The sequence below is a fragment of the Stakelama flava genome, assembly GCF_019351405.1.
GTDB lineage: Bacteria > Pseudomonadota > Alphaproteobacteria > Sphingomonadales > Sphingomonadaceae > Sphingomonas > Sphingomonas flava_A.
In genome coordinates this window covers 142,137-163,477 of the sequence record NZ_JAHWZX010000007.1, presented here as the reverse complement: position 1 = coordinate 163,477, position 21,341 = coordinate 142,137, and the positions used below count along the sequence as shown (strand labels likewise).

Genomic DNA, 21,341 nt, shown 5'->3' with positions numbered 1-21,341 from the left:
GTCGCCGATGAAACCCCGCCATCACCTCTATTTCGACGAGGCGCTGAGCGCCGAGCTCGAAGCGCTGGCTACCAGTCCCGGCACGACCAAATCGGCGATCGTCGCCGATGCGCTCCGCGCCTATCTCGCCCGGCGCGGCGCGCGCGAGGTCGACACGCTGCTGAAGCCACGGCTCGACCATATGTCGGCCGATCTTTCCCGGCTGCGCCGCGACCTCGACATCCTGCTTGAGACGCTCGCGCTGTTCGTCCGCTGGCAGCTCACCGTGCAGGCGCCGCTTCCCGAAGCCGACGCAGCCGCACGCGCGGTCGGGCGCGAACGCTTCGAAGCCTTCGTCACCCAGGTCGGACGCCGGCTCGGAACCGGACGTCGGACGTTCGGCGAGAACCAGGAGCGCCGGCCATGACCGGCGCGCTGTCGGCAGAGCGCCGCCGCTCGATGCTGCGCACCGCCATGGGGCCTGCGATCGCTGCAGCGCTCGGCGATCCGCGCGTGCTCGAAATCATGGTCAATCCCGACGGCGCGCTGCGGCTCGACCTGCTGGGTGAGGGGCGGGTCGACACCGATATCCGGCTCGCGCCCGGCGAGGCAGAGCGCATCATCCGCCTCGTCGCGAGCCATGCTCGCACCGAGGTCCATGGGATGGCGCCGATCGTCTCGGCCGAACTGCCACCGCATGGGCAAGGTGCCGGCGAACGCTTCGAAGGCGTGCTCCCGCCGGTCAGCACCGCCCCCTGTTTCTCTATCCGGCGTCCCGCCTCGCGAATCTACGCGCTGGGCGACTATGTCCGCGACGGCCTGTGCGATCCGCGCGCGGCCGACCTGTTGCGCAATGCCGTGCGCGACCGCGCCAATATCCTCGTCGCCGGCGGCACGAGTTCGGGCAAGACGACGCTCGCCAATGCGCTGCTCGCCGAAATGGCCGCGCTCGACGAACGCGTTATCCTGATTGAGGACACACGCGAGCTGCAATGTCCCGCGCCCGACACCGTCGCGCTGCGTACCCGCCCGGGCGTCGCCACCATGGCCGATCTCGTTCGCTCGACGCTGCGGCTGCGTCCCGACCGGATCATCGTCGGCGAAGTGCGCGGCCCCGAAGCGCTCGACATGCTCAAGGCATGGAACACCGGCCATCCGGGCGGCATCGCGACTGTCCATGCCAACAGCGCCGCAGCGGCGCTCGGCCGGATCGAACAGCTCGTCCAGGAGGCGGTCGTCACCGTCCCGCAGCGGCTCATCGCCGATGCGCTCGATCTCATCGTCTTCATCGCCGGACGCGGCCAGGCGCGCCGCATCGCCACGATCGCCCGGCTCGTCGGGATCGATTCCGACGGCAATTACGCGCTGCAAACGCTCACCACCCCCTAGCAAGGAGATCCCTCATGATCTTTTCTCATTCCATTTTCGCGCGGCGCCTCCCGCTGCTCCCCGTGGCTTTCGCCGCTTCGCTCCTGATCGCCGGCGCCGCCCGGGCGGCCGGATCGGGCATGCCCTGGGAGGAGCCGCTCCAGCAGGTGCTCGAATCGGTTCAGGGTCCGGTCGCCAAGATCGTCGCGGTGATCATCATCATCGTCACCGGACTTACGCTTGCCTTCGGCGAAACCGCAGGCGGGTTCCGCAAGCTCATCCAGATCATCTTCGGGCTGTCGATCGCCTTTGCCGCATCGAGCTTCTTCCTCTCCTTTTTCAGCTTCGGCGGCGGGGCGCTGGTCGCGTGAACGGCGCCACCCATATCGAGGGCTTTGAGGCTCCGGTCTATCGCTCGCTCGCCGAGCCGCTGCTGCTCGGCGGTGCGCCGCGCGGGATCGCGATCCTCAACGGCACGCTCGCCGCCGCGATCGGTCTCGGGCTCCAGCAATGGATCGCCGGGCTCGCGCTCTGGGCGGTCGGACACACGCTCGCCGCCTTTGCCGCAAAGCGCGACCCTGACTTCGCGCCGGTGCTGCTGCGGCACCTGCGCCAGCGGGGACGGCTCGCATGCTGAACCTGCGCGAATATCGCGACCGGTCCGACCGGCTCGCCGACCATCTCCCCTGGGCCGCACTGGTCGCTCCCGGAATCGTCCTCAACAAGGACGGGAGCTTCCAGCGCAGCTTCGCCTTTCGCGGCCCCGATCTGGAGAGCGCGACCGAAGCCGAGCTGGTCTCCACCTGCGCGCGCGCCAACAATGTACTGCGCCGCCTCGGTTCTGGCTGGGCGCTGTTCGTCGAGGCCGAACGGCGCGAAGCGCTTGGCTATCCGGGCGGCAGCTTTCCCGATCCCGCTTCCTGGCTTGTCGATGCCGAACGGCGCGCCGCTTTCGAGAGCGCCGGCGCGCATTTCGAAAGCCGCTATTTCTTGACGCTGAGCTTTCTGCCGCCAGAAGACCGTTCGGACGCCGTAGGGCGCGCGCTCGTCGAGCGCGCCGCAGAGCCGGGGCGCGACTGGCGGGCCGCGCTCGCGCGCTTCGCCGCCGATACCGACCGCACGCTCGACCTGTTTTCGAGCTTTCTCCCCGAAATCCGGCCGCTCGGCGACGACGAGACCCTGACCTATCTTCACGGCACGATTTCCGGGCGCCGCCACCGCGTCGCCGCGCCCGCCACGCCGATGTATCTCGATGGCCTGCTCGTCGATACCGAGGTGACCGGCGGGCTCGAGCCCATGCTCGGCGACCTGCACCTGCGCACGCTGACAGTGCTCGGTCTGCCCAATGTCAGCCGCCCGGGGATATTCGACGCGCTCAATCATGAGGGCTTCGCCTATCGCTGGGTCACGCGCTTCATCGCGCTCGACCGCAGCGAAGCGACACGCGTGCTCACCCGCATCCGCCGCCAATGGTTCAACAAGCGCAAGTCGGTCGCGCAGCTCCTGCGCGAAGTTCTGTCCAACGAACCCGTCGCGCTCACCGACAGCGACGCCGACAACAAGGTCGCCGACAGCGATCTCGCGCTCCAGGCATTGGGCGGCGACCATGTCGCCTTCGGCTATCTCACCACGACAATCACGCTCACCGATTGCGATCGCAGCGTGGTCGAAGCCCAGCAGCGCACCGTCGAGCGCATCGTCAACGGCCTCGGCTTCACGCTCATCCGCGAAAGCGTCAATGCGCTCGAAGCCTGGCTTTCGAGCCTGCCGGGCCATGTCTACGCCAATGTCCGGCAACCCCTCGTCCATACGCTCAACCTCGCGCATATGATGCCGCTGTCGAGCGTCTGGGCCGGTCCCGCGCGCAACGACCATCTCGGCGGACCGCCGCTGCTTTACGCCGATACCGCGGGCGCGACGCCGTTCCGCCTTTCGACCCATGTCGGTGATGTCGGCCATATGGTCGTGCTGGGTCCGACCGGCGCCGGCAAATCGGTGCTGCTCGCGCTGCTCGCACTCCAGTTCCGCCGCTATCCGGGCGCGCAAATCTATGTTTTCGACAAGGGGTTGTCGGCGCGCGCGGCGATGCTCGCCATGGGTGGTCGCCATCATGCGCTGGGGCTCGGCGGCGAGGCCGGCGGCACAATCGCCTTTCAGCCGCTGCGCGGTATCGACAGCGAGGCTGAGCGCGCCTGGGCGGCCGAATGGCTGGCGAGCCTGCTCGCGCATGAGCAGGTCGCGGTCACGCCCGATATCAAGGACGCGCTCTGGTCGGCGCTCGCCAGCCTCGCCGCCGCCCCAGTCGAACAGCGCACGCTCACCGGGCTCACTTTGGTGCTGCAATCGACAGCGCTGCGCACGGCGCTCGCACCTTATACGCTCGAAGGCCCTTATGGCCGGCTGCTCGACGCGGCCGAAGAGGATTTCGCGCTCGGCGATCTGCAATGTTTCGAAACCGAAGCGCTGATGGGACAGACAGGCGTCACCGCGCCGGTGCTGAGCTATCTCTTCCATCGCCTCGAAGCGCGCTTCACCGGCCGTCCGACCCTGCTGATCCTCGACGAGGCCTGGCTCTTCCTCGACCATCCGCTGTTCGCCGCGCGCATTCGCGAATGGCTCAAGGTGCTGCGCAAGAAGAACGTCGCGGTCGTATTCGCCACGCAGAGCCTCGCCGATGTCGCGCAAAGCAGCATCGCGCCCGCCATTCTCGAAAGCTGTCCGCAGCGCATCCTGCTCCCCAATGATCGCGCGATCGAGCCCCAGGGACGCGATCTCTATCGCCGCTTCGGCCTCAACGACCGGCAGATCGAACTGGTGAGCCGCGCGACGCCCAAGCGCGACTATTATCTCCAGTCCGCACGGGGCAATCGGCTGTTCGAGTTAGGCCTTGGTCCGATCGCGCTGGCGCTCTGCGGGGCGTCCGACCCTGCTGCCCAGGCGCAAATCGACGCGCTGCTCACCGACAATGGCGCTTCAGAATTCGCTGCCCGCTTCCTCGCTTCGGTCGGCCTCGACTGGGCAGCGCCACTGGTGGCCGACTTTCCCTCGCACCGTTCGGAGTAGCCCCCCCATGTCCCTACGCACGATCATCCCCGCCGCGCTGCTGTTTACCGGCACCGTGATGCTGGCGCCGCCCGCTGCGGCACAGATCACCGTGTTCGATCCCAGCAACTATTCGCAGAACCTGCTGACCGCGGCGCGCACGCTCCAGCAGATCAATAACCAGATCCAGTCGCTCCAGAATGAAGCCGCCATGCTTCAGAACATGGCGAAAAATCTGAAGCCGACCGATTTTCCGCAGCTCGCCGAACTTAACCGGCGGCTCGAGGCGATCAACGCGCTGATGGACGAGGCACAGGCGATCGACTTTCGCATCGACGGCCTCGACGAACAGTTTCGCAGCCTGTTTCCCGATTTCGATGCGCAGGTCCGCGCCGATGCGCGCGCCAGCGAGGCCCGCGCCCGGCTCGACGCCGCAATGGCGGGTTTTCGTCAGACGATGGGCGTGCAGGCGCAGGTGGTCGAGAATGTCGCGGACGACGCGCGCACGCTCGCCGAAATCAGCGCGCGCAGCCAGGGCGCCGAAGGGGCGATGCAACTCGGCCAGACGACCAATCAGCTGCTCGCGCTCGCCACCAAGCAGCAGCTCCAGATCCAGAATCTGCTCGCCGCGCAATTCCGCGCCGAAGCATTCGAGGCCGCGCGCCGCGCCCAGGCCGAAGCCGATGCGCGCGCGGCGACCAAAAAGTTTCTCGGCACCGGCAGCGCGTACACCCCGCGCTAGTGCCGATCCCGGCGGCGGGTTCGCCTCCCCGCCGTCGGACGCCGCGGGGCGTTCCGTCCGCTCCCCTCCGGAGCGTCCCGCGGCCCCCTTTTTACCGGAGCGACACGCGTGAACGACCTCAATGTCATCGATCGATTTCTCGCTGACTTCATCCGTTACATCGACAGCGGATTCGGCCTCTTGGGCGGCGATGTCGCATTCCTCACGAGCACGCTGGTCGGCATCGACATCACGCTCGCCGGTCTTTTTTGGGCGCTGGGCGGCGAGAACGATGTCCTCGGTCGGTTCCTCAAGAAGATCCTTTATGTCGGTGCTTTCGCGCTCATCCTGAACAGCTTCGCGACGCTCGCCGAGCTCATTTTCCGGTCCTTCGCGCAGGCGGGTCTGACCGCGGGTGGCGGCACGATCGCGTCCGACCAACTGCTTCAGCCCGGGCGCCTAGCGGGTGCGGGCTTCGAGGCAGCCTGGCCGCTGCTCGATCAGGCGTCGGACATGATGGGCTTCACCAGCTTCTTCGATAATTTCCTGACGATCATGGTGCTGCTGATCGCCTGGGTGATCGTGATCTGCGCTTTCTTCATCCTCGCGGTCCAGCTCTTCGTCACCATCCTCGAATTCAAGCTGACGACGCTTGCCGGCTTCATCCTCGTTCCCTTCGCTTTGTGGAATCGCACGAGCTTCCTTGCCGAACGCGTTCTCGGATCCGTGGTGAGCGAGGGCATCAAGGTCATGGTGCTCGGCGTGATCGTCGGGATCGGCTCGGGATTCTTCAGCGAATTCACTGCCGCGCTGCAAGGACAGGAGCCCGATATCGGCGCGGCCATGAGCCTCGTGCTCGCCAGCCTTGCTCTGTTCGGTCTCGGTATTTTCGGTCCCGGGATCGCCACCGGCCTCGTTTCGGGCGCGCCGCAACTCGGCGCGGGCGCCGCGATCGGAACCACGATCGCCGTCGCCGGCAGCGCGGCGCTAGGTGCCGGCGCCACGGCCGGTGCGATGCGTCTGGCGGGCGGCGCGGGACTGGGCGCATTGCGCGCCGGAACGTCGCTGGGCTCGGCGACCTCGACCGCCTGGAAACTCGGTCAGGAAACGTCGGGTCGCGCGACGGTCGGCGCAGGTCTTGGCGGCGTCGCCAGCGCCGCGCGGGGCGCGGCGGGACAGAAGCTCGGTTTGGCTACCGCTGCTGCTCGTGGCCGGAACGCAGCCTGGGCGAGCGGGACGACGCATGGCAGCGCATCTGCCCCCGGCGAACCCAATGCGGCGGGGACCGCCGCGCCCGATTGGGCGCGGCGCATGCGCGCCGAGCAAAGCGCCCGGCATCACCGCCATCTGGCCCTCCAAACCCTACGCGAAGGCCGCTCGGGCGGTGCCGGCGCAACCCCGGATATCAAGGAGAAAGATGGATGAAATTCCGGCGAACCATGCAGCGCTACGGGCGCACCCCCGAACCCGAAACCCCCTATCAGCGCGCCGGCCAACTCTGGGACGAGCGCATCGGATCGACGCGCGTCCAGGCGAGAAACTGGCGGCTGACGGCGATTGGCTCCTTGCTTCTCTCGGGCGGACTGTCGGCGGCACTCGTCTGGCAGTCGATGCAGAGCCGCGTCCTTCCCTATGTCGTCGAAGTCGACGCCCTGGGAAAGGCGCAGGCCGTTGCGCCCGCCGAGGCCGAGTATCGCCCGACCGACCCGCAGATTGCCTGGTTCCTCGGCCGCTTCGTCACCGATGTCCGCTCAGTCTCGCTCGATCCGGTCCTGATGCGCCGCAACTGGCTGGAAGCCTATGACTTCGTCACGCGCCGCGGCAATGTCGCGCTCAGCGGCTATGCGCGTAGTGCCGACCCTTTTTCGCATGTCGGCGACGAGACGGTCTCGGTGCAGGTGACCAGTGTCGTACGCGCCTCGCCGAGCTCCTTTCAGGTCAAATGGACCGAGAGCCGCTACGCGCGGGGCAGCCTTGCGGGCACCGAACGCTGGACCGGGATCCTGACCGTCGTTCTGCGGCCGCCACGATCAGCCGATGTGCTCCGCCGCAATCCGCTGGGCCTTTATGTCGATGCGATCGACTGGAGCCGCGAGCTCGACGTTGAAGCGCCGCCTGTCCCGCCGGCGTCGCGCCTGCCGACGGCACCGGGCCAGCGACTTTCCCTATCAGCCCCTGTCGAGGAGAACCGCCAGTGATCCGTTTTCTTTCGCCTGGCCTTGCCGCCCTGCTGCTCGCTATTCCCGCGCACGCGCAGGAAGCTCCGCAGCCGTCTCTGCGCATTGTACCGATGCCGGTGCCGCTGCCGCTTCCCGGACAACTTCAGCCCGCACCCGATCGCGAGCCTCGGCGGGCCGACGACACGCCGCCGCAAGCACGGGTCGATGCGGCGATCCATGCCGCGCTTCGCGAACCCAGCAGCGCTGGCTTCGTCAACGCCATCCAGGTCTATCCCTTTGCCCAAGGCGCGCTCTACCGGCTCTTCGCCGCGCCCGAGCGCGTCACCGACCTCGCGCTTCAACCGGGCGAGCAGCTGATCGCGATCGCCGCGGGCGACACCGCGCGCTGGACGATCGGCGATACCGAAAGCGGTTCGGGAACGAGCAGGCGCACGCATATCCTCGTCAAGCCCTTTGCCGCCGGGCTCAGCACCAATCTGGTCATTACCACCGATCGCCGCAGCTACCATCTCCTGCTCGACAGCACCGCCGAAACGGCGATGACGGCAATCTCATGGACCTATCCCGCCGACGACCTGATCGCGCTGCGCCGTACGGCCGGGGCAGCGGCGGCGGCAGAACCTGTCGCGGCGGGGCTGGCGCCGGAAAATCTCCGGTTCGACTATCGGATCGATGGCGACCGTCCCGCCTGGCGTCCGCTGCGCGCATTCGACGATGGGCATCAGGTCTTCATTGAGTTTCCGGCCGATCTTGCGACCGGCGAGGCACCGCCGCTGTTCCTTATCGGGCCCAACGGCGAAGCGGAGCTCGTCAATTACCGGCTGCGCGGCCGCTTCTACATCGTCGACCGGCTGTTTGACGCCGCCGAACTTCGGCTGGGAGAGCGCAGACAACAGATTGTCCGAATCACCCGCGATTCGCGTCGTGGAGGCCGCCGGTGACCGAGCAAGAAGAAACACCGCCGCCGCAGGCGGACAGCGAAACGCCCGGCACGCAGCCGCCACCGCTTACGAGCGCCAAGGTCGCGCCGCAGACCCTCAGCCTGCGCGGAAAGCCGCGGCCGGTGGCGCGCTTCCGGCGCGGCGTCGTCATTGCCGGGGTGGGCGTTGTCGCGGCGGTGATCGCAGGCGTCGCCGGTTTTGCTCTTCGTACGGCGGATTTTTCCCCCGTCGCGCTCGACCGCGATCCTCCGGAACTTGCCAGCGACCGTGTTCCCGAAAGCCTGGCCGGCGCTCCGGACAGCTATGCGCAAGTCCCCGAACTCGGTCCGCCGCTTCCCGGCGATCTCGGCGGCCCCGTTCTCGAACGGCAGCGCGAATTGGGCGTGGCACCACCACAGACCGCACCGGACCCGGCTGCGCAGGCTGCCGAGCAGGCACGCCAACGTGCCGAAGCCGAGCGGATCGCGGCGCGTCAGTCGGCGCTGCTTGTCGACACGCGAAGCGCAGCCCCAATGCCTGCTCAGCCGGTCAGCTCCGCGCCGCTCGCTCCGGCGGCGACGCCCGCACCAGCATCGTCCGACACCGGATCTCGCCTTGTGCTCGACCCCGAGCGTGACCCGGGCGCGCAGCAGCGCAAGCTTGATGTTCTGAGCGAGGCGCCTTCGCACGCCTTCGTCAGTGCCGATCGCCTTCAGCCGCCCGCTTCGCCCAATCTTCTGAGCGCGGGCAGCGTGATTTCGGCAAGTCTCATCACCGGCATCAATTCGGACCTGCCGGGTATCGTCACCGCGCAGGTCACCCGGCCGGCGTTCGACAGCCTGACCGGTCGGACCTTGCTCATCCCGCAAGGCAGCCGTCTTATCGGCAGCTATGACAGCGTCGTGGCCTTTGGCCAGCAGCGGGCCCTGGTCATCTGGCAAAGGCTGATCCTGCCTGATGGCAGTTCGATCGCGATCGACAACTGGCCAGCGAGCGACACCCAGGGCTACGCCGGACTCGCGGATCGGCTCGACCTTCATAGCTGGCAGTTGCTCAAAGGCGTCGGCCTTTCGACGCTGCTTGGCGTCGGCACGCAGCTCAGCTTTTCCGACGAAAGCGACCTTGTCGAAGCGCTGCGCGATTCCGCCCAGCAAAGCGGCGCGCGCGCCGGCGACCGGCTGGTCGAGCGCAACCTCAACGTACAGCCGACGATCCGCATCCGTCCCGGCTGGCCGCTCCGCGTCGTGGTGAACAAGGATCTTGTGCTCAGGCCATGGAAAGGAATGTGACAATGGATATCAAGCTCGACCGTCTGCCCGATCGCAGCCCCGTCCGGCTGACGATCAGTCTGGCCCCCGACCTGCATCAGGCGCTTGCCGACTATGCAGCGCTCTACGCCGAGACCTATGGCGAGACTGAACGCGTCGCGGATCTCGTGCCGTTCATGCTGCGCGGTTTTCTCGACAGCGACCGCGCCTTCGCCCGCGCGCAACGCGAACGCTGAGGAGGCGGGCTTGACCTATCCCGCCCTTGGCACCGCCGTCGCCGATCACCGTGCGTATTTCGACCTCGCTCGCCATACTCGGCGTCGGCCGATCGGAAGTAAATGCCTGCCCACTACCGTTGTCGCAGGTCCACGGCAGCCCAGTTGCGGACTCTGTGGGTTTGTGTGACCATGCCCTGATGCGGTTGACCGGGCGCCCATCCGCGATGCGGGTGAGCACATCGCGCAGTCAGGCTTCGGGGGTCAGAAGGAGACCACCACAGATTTGAACTTCGGCAGCTATGCCGAACAGGACAGCACGTGGCTCACCGGCCGGTTACGAGGGAAATTCTCGAATTGATTGAGGAAGGCGAGATCGAGACGATCAAGGTGGGCTGTTCGACGCTCATGCTAAAGAGCCGTCCGGAGTTTCGAACATTGCTTCCGTTACTGACGGCTTCAACATCGCTTGCTTTCATGAAGGGGAAAAGGGCGACAAATCGAAATCTTGGAGAAGTCGGTCAGCTAGACCTTTCTTCGCTTGCTTCGTAAAACATCGGATTGCGAAGCCAATTTTCGATGGCTGACTCGCGCCATCCGGCACAGCGGACGCTGATTTGGATGTTTTGGGGAAAGGTCCCATCATGCATCTTTCGGTATAGCGTTGAACGGCTAAGACCAGTGCGATTGAGTACCGCGTTCAGTCGGAGGATACGTTCGGGCTGTTCGGACATGACTTGCTCCTGTTCGTGTTGCGGTGGGTGCCTGCGAACAGGATTGAGCACCAGTGAGCCAGCTGCAAGGCACGCGGAGGCGCATTGCGGCAATATGCAGTATTGGCGTTCCAGCGCGTAGTTTTCGCAGAAACTGCCCAAGGCCCACACCGTACCACGCTCCCGCTTCCGAACTCTACGGCGCTTGCGCGGGGCCGAATCTATTGTCTCGGACCTTATGAGTTGCCATCTCTGACGCTGTGGCCGGCGCTTGTCGTTCCGGCATGCGATCGCCAGTATGCGCGGCCGGCGTCGGATTCTTCGGGCGCCGATAGGGTGGGGGTGGGCCGTTGCTGCCCGGCGATCCCGTCACGGCGTGTCGCAACCCCGGCTCTGCCGCGGCCGTCTCTTCGTTTCGGCTCTTCGGGGGCTCCTTGCCTATGCGGGTGGGATTGTCGTTTCGCTACTGCCGCCCACGCTTACCTTTCTCGGCTCGGTCGCGGTAATTTTGAGTGCTCAATGTCGAGCCGTGCAAGGGAGTGCCTGGATCGGCAAATCCCATCGTAGCTGATCCATGCAACGCCGCCGGGCGGGGCTCAAAAGTTTAGCTGCGCTTGCCCTGGGGGTTTCTTCGCGGCTTCCTGCAGATCAATTTGTCCAGCGTCAGGTCCGAGATCGCCCGGCGCGGCCGCTGGTTCTCCTTCTCCAATTTCCTCATCCGCCACGTCTGGTCGGTCTTCAGTCCGCCATATTCCTTGCGCCAGCGATAATAGGTCTGTTCGCTGACCGCGATCCGTCGGCATGCCGCGGTGGTGGATGCTCCCTGCGCCAGCACAATCTCCAACCTCACGCAGCTTGCCGATAATCTCTTGCGGCATGTGCTTCTTGCTCGACATTCATTGTCTCTTTCGTGGTCCAGACTATCATAATCTCTGGGCCACTTAGCGGAGGAGGCAGGGCAGACAGGCAAGCTGGCCCATCAGGGCCACTCCGAAGTTAGACGTAGTTAACAACGCTAGCCGAATTTGCCCTTCAATACTTTTCCGCCAATTCTCAGTTGGTCGAGGTAATCGGACCACCATTGCGCCATTCTGACGCGCTCCGCCCAATGTGCGCCCCGATGGTATGCAGCTCGGACCTTGTTGTGATCACCATGAGCCAAGGCACGCTCAATCGCGTCGGGGTGCCAGAGACCAGACTCGTTCAGCAAGGTGCTCGCCATCGCTCGAAAACCGTGACTTGTCATCTCATCGCGCTGGTAGCCCAGGCGTCGTAAAGCGACATTGAGCGTGTTGTCAGAAATCGGCCGAAGCGTGGTGTGCAGGGCCGGGAATAAGAATTCACTCGACCGCGCAAGCGATCGCAATTCCTTGAGCAGGTAGAGCGATTGGCGCGAGAGCGGCACCGCGTGCGGTTGCTTCATCTTCATGCGCTCGGCTGGCAGTCGCCAGACCTTTTCGGCGAAATCGATCTCGCTCCATTTACCCTGGCGCAACTCGCCGGGTCGCAGATAGACGTGTGGGGCCAGTTGCAACGCATATCGGGTCTCGGGCCGGCCCTCATACTCGTCGATTGCTCGAAGCAACTCACCAACCCGTGCTGGTTCGACGAGGGCTGCGTGATGCTTCACCCGAGGAACAACCAATGCGCCGCGCAGAATGTCCGCTGGGTTGTGATCGGTTCGCAGCGTTGCAAAGCCGTAGCGAAACACGCGCCCAGCAAATGAGCGAAGCCTTAAGGCTGTTTCGTGATGCCCACGGCGCTCGACGCGCTTGAGCACGTCGAGCAGTTCATGGGGGCTTACCGATGCGATCGGGCGTTTGGCGATGCCGTTCAGCAGCTCGAGAAACCAGCGTGCCTTCTTGATGGTGGCTGGTGATCGACCCTCCATCTCCATCTTCTGAATATATTCCTCAGCCACCAGCTTGAACGTCGTCTTCGCTGCCAACTCAGCCTCGATACGCCGCTGTCGCTTCTCTTCGACTGGGTCGATCCCGTCGATGACCTGAGCGCGCGCCTCATCCCGTTTAAGACGCGCTTCCTTGAGTGACACGTCCGGGTAGCTGCCGAGTGAAAGCTTTCGCTCGACTCCGAGGATCTTGAAGCGAAATCGCCAAAGCAGCGCGCCAGTCGGTTGGACCAGGAGGAACAGGCCATCGCGGTCCGGAACCTTATAAGGCTGCGCGGCCGGCTTGAGAGCACGAATCTGTGTGTTGGTGAGCATGGTGGACCACGACTCCTGCAGTTGCTCGTGGTCCACCGATTCGTGGTCCACTTTGGGTGGACCACGGTGGAACAAAGTGAGAAACCGTGGGACCCGACAGAGGTCATTTTACCGCAGAATTCTGCGGTTTTCTAGCCATGTTCTGGTTATGTCGTGGTGCCGCTTACAGGACTCGAACCTGTGACCCCCGCATTACGAATGCGATGCTCTACCAACTGAGCTAAAGCGGCTCGCGGGGGAGGCCTTGGCCGTCGCCCGAGGGAGGGGCGCTTACCAGCTACCTGCGCCACTTTCAAGCGCCCGATTGACCGGTAACCGCAATGGGCCGGATTTACGCATCGTTTACCACATGGGTGCACAACGGGGGGCGTATTCGGCGGGATTTCCGCCGCACGTTGGGGAATAGTTATGGACACCGCCCGCGGCATCGACGGACGCAAGGACTATGGGAACGACGCCACCGACGGCGCGCTTTCCGATACGCCGCTGAACGTGGGCAGCGACGAACGCCGCATGCACGTACGTGCCTATAATCATTGGGTTTCGCTGCTGCACGGGCGGCCCTATCCGATGATCGGCGACCTTGATCCGGGCAGTATCGCCGATTTCGGATCGAACAGCGTGCTGCTTGATTTCACCGCCGGGCTGGAAAACCCCGCAATCCGCTTTCTGGGCGACCGGCTGCGCGGGGAATGCGGAGTCGATTCGTCCATCACCCATGTCGATCAGGTGCCCAGCAGGTCGCTGCTTTCCCGCCTGACCGACCATTATCTTCAAATTATCGCGAATCGCGCGCCGATCGGGTTCGAAGCCGAGTTCGTCGGCCAGCGCGGCCATAATACGTTGTATCGCGGTATATTGATGCCTTTTTCTTCAACCGCCGAGTCAATCGACTTCATCTATGGCGTGATCAACTGGAAGGAATTGGTCGACGCTGAAACCCAGGCGAAGCTGGACGAGGAACTGGAAAAGGCGCGCAGCACGCCGCGGCCAAAGCCGCTTGCCGCGCCGGTATGGGCCGACGGGCCGGGAAGCGGTAGCGCCAGCGCCGATTTGCCGGTTGCGCCGCGTCACGAACCCGAAGTGCCGCGTCAAATGCCGGCCAATGCCGCACTGGGCGATCACCTGATGCTCGCGCGCGAAACCGCCGCGTCGGTGCGTGCCGCTGATACGCGCTCGCGCTCGGCGCTGTATCGCGCGCTCGCCCGCGCCTATGACTTTGCCTGCGCGGCGCAGCAGGACGGCGAAGGCTATGCCCGGCTGATCGCCGAGGCCGGATTGAAGGTGCAGAAGCGCGCGCCGATGACGCCGGTGGTAAAGCTGGTTTTCGGCGCTGATTACGACAAGGCGCGGGTCACCGAATTCGCCGCCGCGCTCGACCATGCCAAGCGTCATGGGGTCGCGCCGGGCGGTTTCGGGGCGTTCATCGACGCTGCCGAAGGCGGGCTGAAAGGGCTGGTAAAGGCCGAACGCGCCGCTCGCCGTCCCGCCGGCCCTGCCGACCGCTATGAACAGGCCGCCGGCCAACTGCGCACCCGCGCGGCGATCGCCAGCGTGCCGATGGGGGCGGGCGATGCAGAATTCGTGGTGCTGGTCGCCCGGCGCGGCGAGGCCGGGATGCTCGACGTCGTGGCGAAACTCGACGATGATGCGGCATTGACCCGCCGCGCGGTGAGCCGGTCGATCGATTGAGACGCTGACCGATGATCCGTCGCACAAGCCTTGAGCCAGGCGCGCCGGAGGCGCATATCGCGCACCATGACAAAACAGAGCAAGAAGTCGCTTTCGCAGGCGTTTGAGGCAAGGCTCGTCGAAGGAGCGTTGCCGGGAGAGACCGAAGGGTTCGGAAAAACCGAGCGGGCGGAGGCTGCGCGATTCGTCGCCGAAGCCGCGATCCGGCGCGAACCGGGCAAACCCAGCCTGAAACTCGATACCTTTTCGCGCGGTGACCGCCGCCGGATGCGGCTTGCGGTCGTCAATGACGACATGCCGTTCCTGGTCGATTCGATTTCGGGAACGATCGGTGCGCATGACATCGCGGTCGACCGGATCATCCACCCGGTGCTGCGCGTCAGCCGCGATGCTGAAGGCAGGCTGGTCGAAATCGGCGACACCGGCGAGCCGGAATCGATGATCTATATCGAAATGGATCGCGCCGATGCGAAGCCGCGCCGCGAACTCGTCGCCGAACTGGAGCGCGTGCTCGACCATGTCCGCGATGCGGTGGCCGACTGGCGAAAGCTGGAAGCGGCGATGCGCGCCGATGCCGACACGCTGGGCGATGACGAAGGCGCGGCGCTGCTGCGCTGGTTCATCGACCGCAATATGACGCTGCTCGGACATGAACGCTGGTTCGAGGATGGCCGGACAGAGGATCGGCTGGGGCTTGGGCGCGAAACCCTCGACGTGCCGTTGCTTGCCGATTCATCACGCGAACGGGGGCTCAAATGGTTTCGCGACGGGCGTCCTTCGCCGCTGCTGCTCAAATCCAACTGCATCTCCACCGTGCACCGCCGGGTGCCGCTCGATCTGGTCCTTGCACCGATTCGCGACGGCGATGCGGTTGTCGGGCTGTCGATCCATGCCGGGCTGTGGACCAGCGCGGCGCTGCACACGCCGCCGCATGACGTGCCGGTGTTGCGCGCGCATATCGCCGCGCTGGAACAACGCTTCGGCTTCGACCCGAAGGGGCATACCGGAAAGGCGATGTCGCATTCGCTCGCTGCGCTGCCGCATGACCTGACGACCGCTTTTTCCGAAAACGATCTGGGCACGCTGGTGATGACGTCGATGTCAATCGCCGACCGGCCGCGCTCGCGGCTGATCCTGATCCGCAGCGCACTGGGACGTCATCTGTTCGGTTTCGTCTGGTTGCCGCGCGACGAGGTGTCGACCGGACGGCGGCTCGCCATCGGCGATATGCTGTCCCGGGCGGCGAACGCAAACCTGCTGAGCTGGTCGATCTCGATGGAGGACGGCGTGGTGGCGCTGATGCGCTATACGCTTGATCTGCGTGGCGACGGGAGGATGCCCGATGCCAACGAACTTGATGCGCGGATCGAACGGATGGCGCGCGGATGGCGGCCGGGGGTGGAAGCGGCGCTTGCCGAACAGGGCGCGCCGCGCGCGACTCGGCTCGCCATGCGCTACGCCAATTGCTTCCCGACCAACTATCGCAATTCGAACACGCCCGACGAAGCGGCGCGCGACATCGTGCGCATCGCCGAACTGGACGATGACCATGCGCGCGCGGTGCGGATCATCCCGCAGGACGGGATGAAGGATCGCATCCGGGTGAAGCTGTACCGGCTGGGCGGCGCGTTGCCGCTTTCCGACGCGGTGCCGGTGTTCGAAAATTTCGGCTTTCGCGTGGTGGAAGAAGTGCCGACCGCGCTGGAAGGCGATGCCCGCGCCTTCATCCACGACTTCGAAGTGTCGATCGAGGACGAATATGATCCGGACCGACCGTTCGACCGCGAAACGGTGCAGGGCGCGATTGCCGCCGTGCTCGAAAACCGGGCGGAGAATGATGCGTTCAACCGGTTGATCGTCGAAACCGGGATGACGCCCGATTCGGTCGTGCTGCTACGCGCCTGGTTCCGCTATCTGCGCCAGACGGGCATGTCCTACGGTCTGTCCACGGTAGTCGATGCGTTGCGCGGTGCGCCTGCCGTCGCCAACGCGCTGATAGACCGGTTTGCCGCCGCGCACGATCCGGCACGCGACAAGGATCGCGATGCGGCGATGGCGGCGGCCGATGCGGCGATTGATGCCGGACTGGTCGATGTTTCGGCGATCGACGACGACCGCATCCTGCGCGCCTATCGCGGGGTGGTTCGGGCGACGCTGCGCACCAACGCCTATGCCCCGGCGGCGCAGGAGGCGCTTGCCTTCAAGCTGGATTCGAACATGGTTCCCGGCCTGCCGCAGCCGCTGCCCTGGCGTGAAATCTTCGTTTATTCGCCGCGGGTGGAAGGGATTCACCTGCGTGCCGGCCCGGTCGCGCGCGGCGGGCTTCGCTGGTCCGACCGGCGTGACGATTTCCGCACCGAAATCCTTGGCCTGATGAAGGCGCAGCGGGTGAAGAACGCCGTTATCGTGCCGACCGGCGCGAAGGGCGGCTTCTATGCCAAGCAACTTCCGTCCCCCGCCACCGACCGCGAAGCGTGGTTCGAAGAGGGCAAGGAAAGCTATCGCATCTTCATCCGCTCGCTATTGTCGATCACCGACAATATCGTCGGCCCCGATGTCGTTCATCCCGACAGCGTTGTTGTGCATGACGGCGATGATCCCTATTTCGTCGTCGCCGCGGACAAGGGAACGGCAACCTTTTCCGACATTGCCAACGCCATCGCGATAGACCGCGATTTCTGGCTGGGCGACGCGTTCGCCAGCGGCGGCAGCCACGGTTACGACCATAAGGCGATGGGCATCACCGCCAAGGGCGGCTGGGTATCGGTTCAGCGGCATTTCCTGGAAATGGGTGTCGATGTGCAAACCGATCCCATCGATGTCGTCGGATGCGGCGACATGTCGGGCGATGTGTTCGGCAACGGCATGCTGTTGTCGAAAGCGATCCGCCTGCGCGCCGCGTTCGATCATCGGCATATCTTCTTCGATCCCGATCCCGACCCGGCAACGAGCTGGGAAGAGCGCAAGCGTATGTTCGACCTGCCGCGATCAAGCTGGGCCGATTACGACAAGAAGCTGATTTCAAAGGGCGGCGGCGTCTTTTCGCGTACCGAAAAGACGATCAGATTGTCGAAACAGATGCGTGAGATGCTGGCCATTGATGCCGACGAACTCGATCCCGCCAGCCTGATTTCCGCGATCCTGAAAAGTCCGGTCGACCTTGTCTGGTTCGGCGGCATCGGCACCTATATCAAGGCAGCGGCCGAAAATAATGCAGAGGTCGGCGATCCCGCCAATGACCGGCTTCGCGTCAACGCCGAAAGTCTGCGCGCCAAGGTGATCGGGGAGGGGGCCAATCTGGGCGTCACCCAGGCGGGGCGCATCGCGTTCGCCATGAAGGGCGGCCGCGTGAACACCGACTTTATCGACAATTCGGCGGGCGTCGATTGTTCGGATAACGAGGTGAACATCAAGATCGCGCTCAACCGCGAAGTCATGGAAGGCCGGCTCGACTTCGACAAGCGCAACAAGCTGCTGGCCCGGATGACCGACGATGTCGGCGCGCTGGTGCTTGAGGATAACCGGCTGCAGACACTGGCGCTGTCGTTCATGGAACAGGACGGCGCGGTCGCGGTGCCCAGCTATGTCCGCGTCATCGAAATCCTCGAAAGCGCCGGACGGCTCGATCGCGCGGTCGAAGGGCTTGCCCCCAATGACGATCTGCTGCGCCGGTCCCAGGAGGGGGCGGGGCTTACCCGGCCCGAACTGGCCGTGCTGCTCGCCACGGCAAAGCTGGCGTTGCAGGACGCGGTCGAAAATCGCGGCCTTGGCGATGATGAGGAACTTCGCGCCGATCTGCACCAGTCTTTCCCGACCGCGATGCGCAAAAAATATGCCGATGCGATCGATGCGCACAGGCTGCGCGGGCAGATCGTGGCGACGATCCTCGCCAACCGCATTGTCAACCGGCTGGGCGTGCTGCATCCCTTCGAACTGGCCGAGGAGGAAGGCGCGGCGATGGGCGATATCGCGGCGATGTTCGTCGTGGTCGAACGCCTGTTCAACCTTCCCGCGCTGTGGAAGGAGATCGAGGAAGCCGAAATGTCGGAAAGCGCGCGCATCGCGCTGTTCGACGAAGTCGCGGTGGCGACGCGTTCGCAGATCGCCGACCTGCTTCGCGTGTGCAAACCCGGTGATTCGCCGCGCGCGGTCATCGAATCGCTCAAACCGGGCATCGGTAATCTCGACAAGCAGGCGAAGCATCTGCTGCTCGAAGAGGTGAAGGCGCAAAGCGGCCGGCTGGCATCGCGGCTGGAAGAAGCGGGTGCGCCGCGCGCTCTGGTGAAGAAGGTCGTTCGCATCTTCGAACTGGACGGTGCGGTCGGGCTTGCCGATCTGGGCGAACGGCGCGGGATCGACGAAACCACGCTCACCCGCGCCTTCACCCGGCTGGGTCAGGCGCTTGGCCTTGACTGGGCGCAGGCGGTTGCTGCGCGCATCGATACGGGCGATCCGTGGGAACGGCTGCTCGTCGCCGGACTCGCGCGCGATTTTCAACAGCTTCGGCTCGACTTTCTGGGCCGTGTCGACGGCGCGGACCCGAAGGAGCGGGTCGAACAATGGCTGGTGGACAACGCCGCGCGGGTCGATCAGTTCGTCGAACTGGTCGCGCGCGCGCGCCGCGCCCCCGCGGTCAACGCCGCTATGCTGGCGCAGATCGCAAGCCAGGCAAGGGTGCTGCTGGCACGATAGCGTTGGCGGAGAAGGACCCTGGCGTGACGACATCCGCAAAGCGCCGTCGCGCGTTTGCGAGGATTGCTAAGAACGGGCCTTCGACGTTGCTCAGGACAAACGGCAAGGAGGCAGGGTAAAGACCCTTTACCTCCGTTCGTCCTGAGCGGCTGCCGCAGGACAGCCAGTCGAAGGACGGTTCTTTTCTGTCGTAAACGCGAACCCCGTGCGCACCGGCATCACGCGCCCCCCGCCGCTCGCAGCGCTTCGGCCATCAGCCAGCTTCTAAGCGTGCTGGCAAGGTTGGGCGGGTCGTCGCTTTGAATACGCGCCAGATCCAGTTTTGCGATCAGCGCGTTGAGCGGTAGGTCCCGCACCGACGCCGCCCGCTCAAGCGCTTGCCAGAATAGTGGTTCCAGGCTGATCGAGGTTTCATGCCCCGCGATCGTCACCGATCGCTTGACCGGCCCGGCGAACCCGCCCGGCGGGGCTGCGATATCGGTCATTCCTCGTCGAACAGGCCGGCAAGCTGGTCGATCATCGTTCCGGCAAGCTGTTCGGCATCCATGATCGTCACCGCCCGGGCATAATAGCGCGTGACGTCATGGCCAATCCCGATCGCCGACAATTCGACCGGCGATCGTGCCTCGATCCAGCCGATCACCTGCCGCAAATGGCGTTCCAGATAGGCGCCGGAATTGACGCTCAGGGTCGAATCATCGACCGGCGCGCCGTCAGAAATGACCATCAGCACCTTGCGCTCTTCGGGCCGCGCGATCAGCCGGTTATGCGCCCAGAGCAGCGCCTCGCCGTCGATATTCTCTTTCAGCAGCCCTTCACGCATCATCAGGCCCAGCGATTTCTTCGCGCGTCGCCACGGTTCGTCGGCCTGTTTGTAGATGATGTGGCGAATATCGTTCAGCCGCCCCGGCTTGTGCGGGCGACCGTCCGCCAGCCATTGTTCGCGCGACTGGCCGCCCTTCCATGCGCGCGTGGTGAAGCCGAGGATTTCGACCTTTACGCCGACGCGTTCCAGCGTGCGGGCAAGGATGTCGGCACTGATCGCCGCGATCGAAATCGGCCGCCCGCGCATCGACCCCGAATTGTCGATAAGCAGCGTGACGACGGTGTCGCGAAATTCGGTGTCGCGCTCGATCTTGTAACTGAGCGACTGGCCGGGATTGACCACCACGCGCGCCAGCCGTGCAGCGTCGAGCAGCCCTTCCTCCTGATCGAACGCCCAGCTTCGCGATTGCTGCGCCATCAACCGGCGCTGCAACCGGTTGGCAAGCTTCGTGACCACGCCCTGCAAATGCGTCAATTGCTGGTCAAGATAGGCGCGCAACCGTTCCAGTTCGTCAGCGTCGCACAGGTCGGTCGCCGCGACGATCTCGTCATATTTCTCGGTATAGGTTTTGTATTCGAGCGCGGGGGGCAGGTCGGACCAAGGACGGTTGGGGCGCACCGGCATCATGCCTTCCTCGCCCTCGTCGCCGTCCATCCCCTCGGCATCCTCGCTGCCCTCGGTGGTCGATCCGCTATCGTCCTCCTCGCCGGGGTTCAGCTCATCCTGGCGCTGCTCACCGCGGGCATCGACATCGCCTTCGCCCTGCGAGCCCTGCTCCTCCTGGCCTTCATCCTCTTCCTGGTCGGGCTGGTCCTCGGTGCCCTCGTCATCGCTGCCGCCTTCGTCGCTGTCGTCGGGCATCATCTCGCCCTCGGTCAGTTCCAGCCCCTCCAACATCCGCGCGACCTGCCGCGCATAGGCGTCCTGATCGTCGAGCGTCAGGCCGAGCGAATCGAGCGTGTCTCCGGCCTTTTCCTCGATCCAGTCACGCACCAGTTCGAGGCCTTTTTGCGCGGACTGCGGCGGCGTCTTTCCGGTCAGCCTTTCGCGTACCATCAGCTGGATCGCGGTCGATAGCGGCACCTCGTCACGCGAATTGGCGCGCGCGATCGGGTCCGACTTCATCCGCATTTCGAGCGACCGGTCGAGGTTGCGCGATATGCCCTCATACCCGCGAGATCCCAGCGCCTCTACCCGCGCGGTTTCCACCGCGTCGAATACCGCGCGTGCCGTCGCTTCACGCGGCGCACTGCGCACATGCTTCTTGGCGTCGTGATATTTCAGCCGGAGCGAAAAGCCGTCGGCAAAGCCGCGGGCTTCGGCGACCTGTTCGGGCGGCAGGTTGCGGCCGGGCATCGGCACGCGGATATTGCGCCCCGACAGCGTCGGGCTTTCGGCTGAAAAGGCAAGCTCGACACCCTCCTTGCCCGAAACCGCGCGAGCGGTGCCGGCAAGGACCTGTTTGAAATCGTCGAGGCGGGTACGGTCGGCCATAAGCGGC

Annotated in this window: 17 protein-coding genes, 1 tRNA gene and 1 pseudogene; 13 read left to right on the top strand and 6 right to left on the bottom strand. The window is 65.0% G+C overall.

All coding sequences use genetic code 11. The annotated features are described in order from the left end of the window. The first annotated feature begins 7 nt into the window (after window positions 1-7). The 11 genes from KY084_RS09590 (at window position 8) to KY084_RS09540 (ending at window position 9,714) form a co-directional block, all read left to right on the top strand. Window positions 8-406: a ribbon-helix-helix domain-containing protein gene (locus tag KY084_RS09590; RefSeq protein WP_219238228.1), complete on the top strand. Its 399-nt coding sequence runs from the start codon at window positions 8-10 to the stop codon at window positions 404-406. After that, window positions 403-1,368 (top strand): P-type conjugative transfer ATPase TrbB, encoded by a 966-nt coding sequence (gene trbB / locus KY084_RS09585; protein ID WP_219238227.1) that lies wholly within the window; start codon window positions 403-405, stop codon window positions 1,366-1,368. The genes KY084_RS09590 and trbB overlap by 4 nt, the downstream gene beginning before the upstream one ends. A 14-nt stretch (window positions 1,369-1,382) precedes the next feature. Continuing rightward, window positions 1,383-1,718 carry a TrbC/VirB2 family type IV secretion system protein gene (locus KY084_RS09580; RefSeq protein ID WP_219238226.1) on the top strand — a complete coding sequence of 112 codons (336 nt, stop codon included), beginning with the start codon at window positions 1,383-1,385 and terminating at the stop codon, window positions 1,716-1,718. Next, window positions 1,715-1,984, top strand: coding sequence for a VirB3 family type IV secretion system protein (locus tag KY084_RS09575; protein ID WP_219238225.1), 270 nt, complete (start codon window positions 1,715-1,717; stop codon window positions 1,982-1,984). The genes KY084_RS09580 and KY084_RS09575 overlap by 4 nt, the downstream gene beginning before the upstream one ends. Then, window positions 1,978-4,410 (top strand): conjugal transfer protein TrbE, encoded by a 2,433-nt coding sequence (gene trbE, locus KY084_RS09570; protein WP_219238224.1) that lies wholly within the window; start codon window positions 1,978-1,980, stop codon window positions 4,408-4,410. Before KY084_RS09575 ends, trbE begins: the two co-directional genes overlap by 7 nt. A gap of 7 nt (window positions 4,411-4,417) precedes the next feature. Beyond that, on the top strand, window positions 4,418-5,131 hold the full coding sequence (gene trbJ / locus KY084_RS09565; protein WP_219238223.1) for a P-type conjugative transfer protein TrbJ: 714 nt from the start codon (window positions 4,418-4,420) through the stop codon (window positions 5,129-5,131). Window positions 5,132-5,239: 108 nt separating this feature from the next. Next, entirely contained in the window at window positions 5,240-6,535 is a 1,296-nt protein-coding gene (gene trbL, locus KY084_RS09560) for a P-type conjugative transfer protein TrbL (RefSeq protein WP_219238222.1), read from the top strand. Further along, window positions 6,532-7,308 (top strand): conjugal transfer protein TrbF, encoded by a 777-nt coding sequence (gene trbF, locus KY084_RS09555; protein WP_219238221.1) that lies wholly within the window; start codon window positions 6,532-6,534, stop codon window positions 7,306-7,308. The genes trbL and trbF overlap by 4 nt, the downstream gene beginning before the upstream one ends. After that, complete coding sequence (gene trbG, locus KY084_RS09550) at window positions 7,305-8,231, top strand: P-type conjugative transfer protein TrbG (RefSeq protein WP_425516729.1); 927 nt, start codon at window positions 7,305-7,307, stop codon at window positions 8,229-8,231. Before trbF ends, trbG begins: the two co-directional genes overlap by 4 nt. Then, complete coding sequence (locus KY084_RS09545; protein WP_219238220.1) at window positions 8,228-9,499, top strand: TraB/TrbI/VirB10 family type IV secretion system protein; 1,272 nt, start codon at window positions 8,228-8,230, stop codon at window positions 9,497-9,499. Before trbG ends, KY084_RS09545 begins: the two co-directional genes overlap by 4 nt. A 2-nt stretch (window positions 9,500-9,501) precedes the next feature. After that, window positions 9,502-9,714, top strand: coding sequence for a DUF2274 domain-containing protein (locus KY084_RS09540; RefSeq protein ID WP_246587033.1), 213 nt, complete (start codon window positions 9,502-9,504; stop codon window positions 9,712-9,714). A gap of 500 nt (window positions 9,715-10,214) precedes the next feature. Here KY084_RS09540 and KY084_RS09535 read toward each other — a convergent pair whose 3' ends face one another. The 4 genes and pseudogenes from KY084_RS09535 to KY084_RS09520 form a co-directional block, all read right to left on the bottom strand. Further along, window positions 10,215-10,427 (bottom strand): helix-turn-helix transcriptional regulator, encoded by a 213-nt coding sequence (locus tag KY084_RS09535; RefSeq protein WP_219238218.1) that lies wholly within the window; start codon window positions 10,425-10,427, stop codon window positions 10,215-10,217. A 525-nt stretch (window positions 10,428-10,952) separates the two neighbouring features. Then, window positions 10,953-11,302, bottom strand: a pseudogene (locus KY084_RS09530) (transposase); the annotation flags it as partial. Between the two features lie 119 nt (window positions 11,303-11,421). Continuing rightward, entirely contained in the window at window positions 11,422-12,630 is a 1,209-nt protein-coding gene (locus KY084_RS09525) for a tyrosine-type recombinase/integrase (RefSeq protein WP_219238217.1), read from the bottom strand. A 154-nt stretch (window positions 12,631-12,784) separates the two neighbouring features. After that, window positions 12,785-12,860: transfer RNA gene (locus KY084_RS09520), tRNA-Thr, on the bottom strand. A gap of 178 nt (window positions 12,861-13,038) precedes the next feature. Here KY084_RS09520 and KY084_RS09515 point away from each other — a divergent pair. Beyond that, window positions 13,039-14,322, top strand: coding sequence for a PAS domain-containing protein (locus KY084_RS09515; RefSeq protein WP_219238216.1), 1,284 nt, complete (start codon window positions 13,039-13,041; stop codon window positions 14,320-14,322). A 66-nt stretch (window positions 14,323-14,388) separates the two neighbouring features. After that, a complete protein-coding gene (locus tag KY084_RS09510) occupies window positions 14,389-19,014 on the top strand; it encodes an NAD-glutamate dehydrogenase (RefSeq protein WP_219238215.1) in 4,626 nt (1,541 codons plus the stop codon). A 218-nt stretch (window positions 19,015-19,232) separates the two neighbouring features. On the opposite strand, the gene KY084_RS09505 is transcribed toward KY084_RS09510, so the two are convergent. Next, a complete protein-coding gene (locus KY084_RS09505; RefSeq protein WP_219238214.1) occupies window positions 19,233-19,499 on the bottom strand; it encodes a ribbon-helix-helix domain-containing protein in 267 nt (88 codons plus the stop codon). Continuing rightward, window positions 19,496-21,334 carry a cobaltochelatase subunit CobT gene (gene cobT / locus KY084_RS09500; protein WP_219238213.1) on the bottom strand — a complete coding sequence of 613 codons (1,839 nt, stop codon included), beginning with the start codon at window positions 21,332-21,334 and terminating at the stop codon, window positions 19,496-19,498. The genes KY084_RS09505 and cobT overlap by 4 nt, the downstream gene beginning before the upstream one ends. Window positions 21,335-21,341: the final 7 nt, after the last annotated feature.

Excerpts from the sequence above, each read along its gene's own strand:
- KY084_RS09590 (WP_219238228.1), top strand. The coding sequence starts at position 8 with ATGAAACCCCGCCATCACCTCTATTTCGACGAGGCGCTGAGCGCCGAG.
- trbB (WP_219238227.1), top strand. The coding sequence starts at position 403 with ATGACCGGCGCGCTGTCGGCAGAGCGCCGCCGCTCGATGCTGCGCACC.
- KY084_RS09580 (WP_219238226.1), top strand. The coding sequence starts at position 1,383 with ATGATCTTTTCTCATTCCATTTTCGCGCGGCGCCTCCCGCTGCTCCCC.
- trbE (WP_219238224.1), top strand. The coding sequence starts at position 1,978 with ATGCTGAACCTGCGCGAATATCGCGACCGGTCCGACCGGCTCGCCGAC.
- trbJ (WP_219238223.1), top strand. The coding sequence starts at position 4,418 with ATGTCCCTACGCACGATCATCCCCGCCGCGCTGCTGTTTACCGGCACC.
- trbF (WP_219238221.1), top strand. The coding sequence starts at position 6,532 with ATGAAATTCCGGCGAACCATGCAGCGCTACGGGCGCACCCCCGAACCC.
- KY084_RS09540 (WP_246587033.1), top strand. The coding sequence starts at position 9,502 with ATGGATATCAAGCTCGACCGTCTGCCCGATCGCAGCCCCGTCCGGCTG.
- KY084_RS09535 (WP_219238218.1), bottom strand. The coding sequence starts at position 10,427 with ATGTCCGAACAGCCCGAACGTATCCTCCGACTGAACGCGGTACTCAAT.
- KY084_RS09525 (WP_219238217.1), bottom strand. The coding sequence starts at position 12,630 with ATGCTCACCAACACACAGATTCGTGCTCTCAAGCCGGCCGCGCAGCCT.
- KY084_RS09515 (WP_219238216.1), top strand. The coding sequence starts at position 13,039 with ATGGACACCGCCCGCGGCATCGACGGACGCAAGGACTATGGGAACGAC.
- KY084_RS09510 (WP_219238215.1), top strand. The coding sequence starts at position 14,389 with ATGACAAAACAGAGCAAGAAGTCGCTTTCGCAGGCGTTTGAGGCAAGG.
- KY084_RS09505 (WP_219238214.1), bottom strand. The coding sequence starts at position 19,499 with ATGACCGATATCGCAGCCCCGCCGGGCGGGTTCGCCGGGCCGGTCAAG.
- cobT (WP_219238213.1), bottom strand. The coding sequence starts at position 21,334 with ATGGCCGACCGTACCCGCCTCGACGATTTCAAACAGGTCCTTGCCGGC.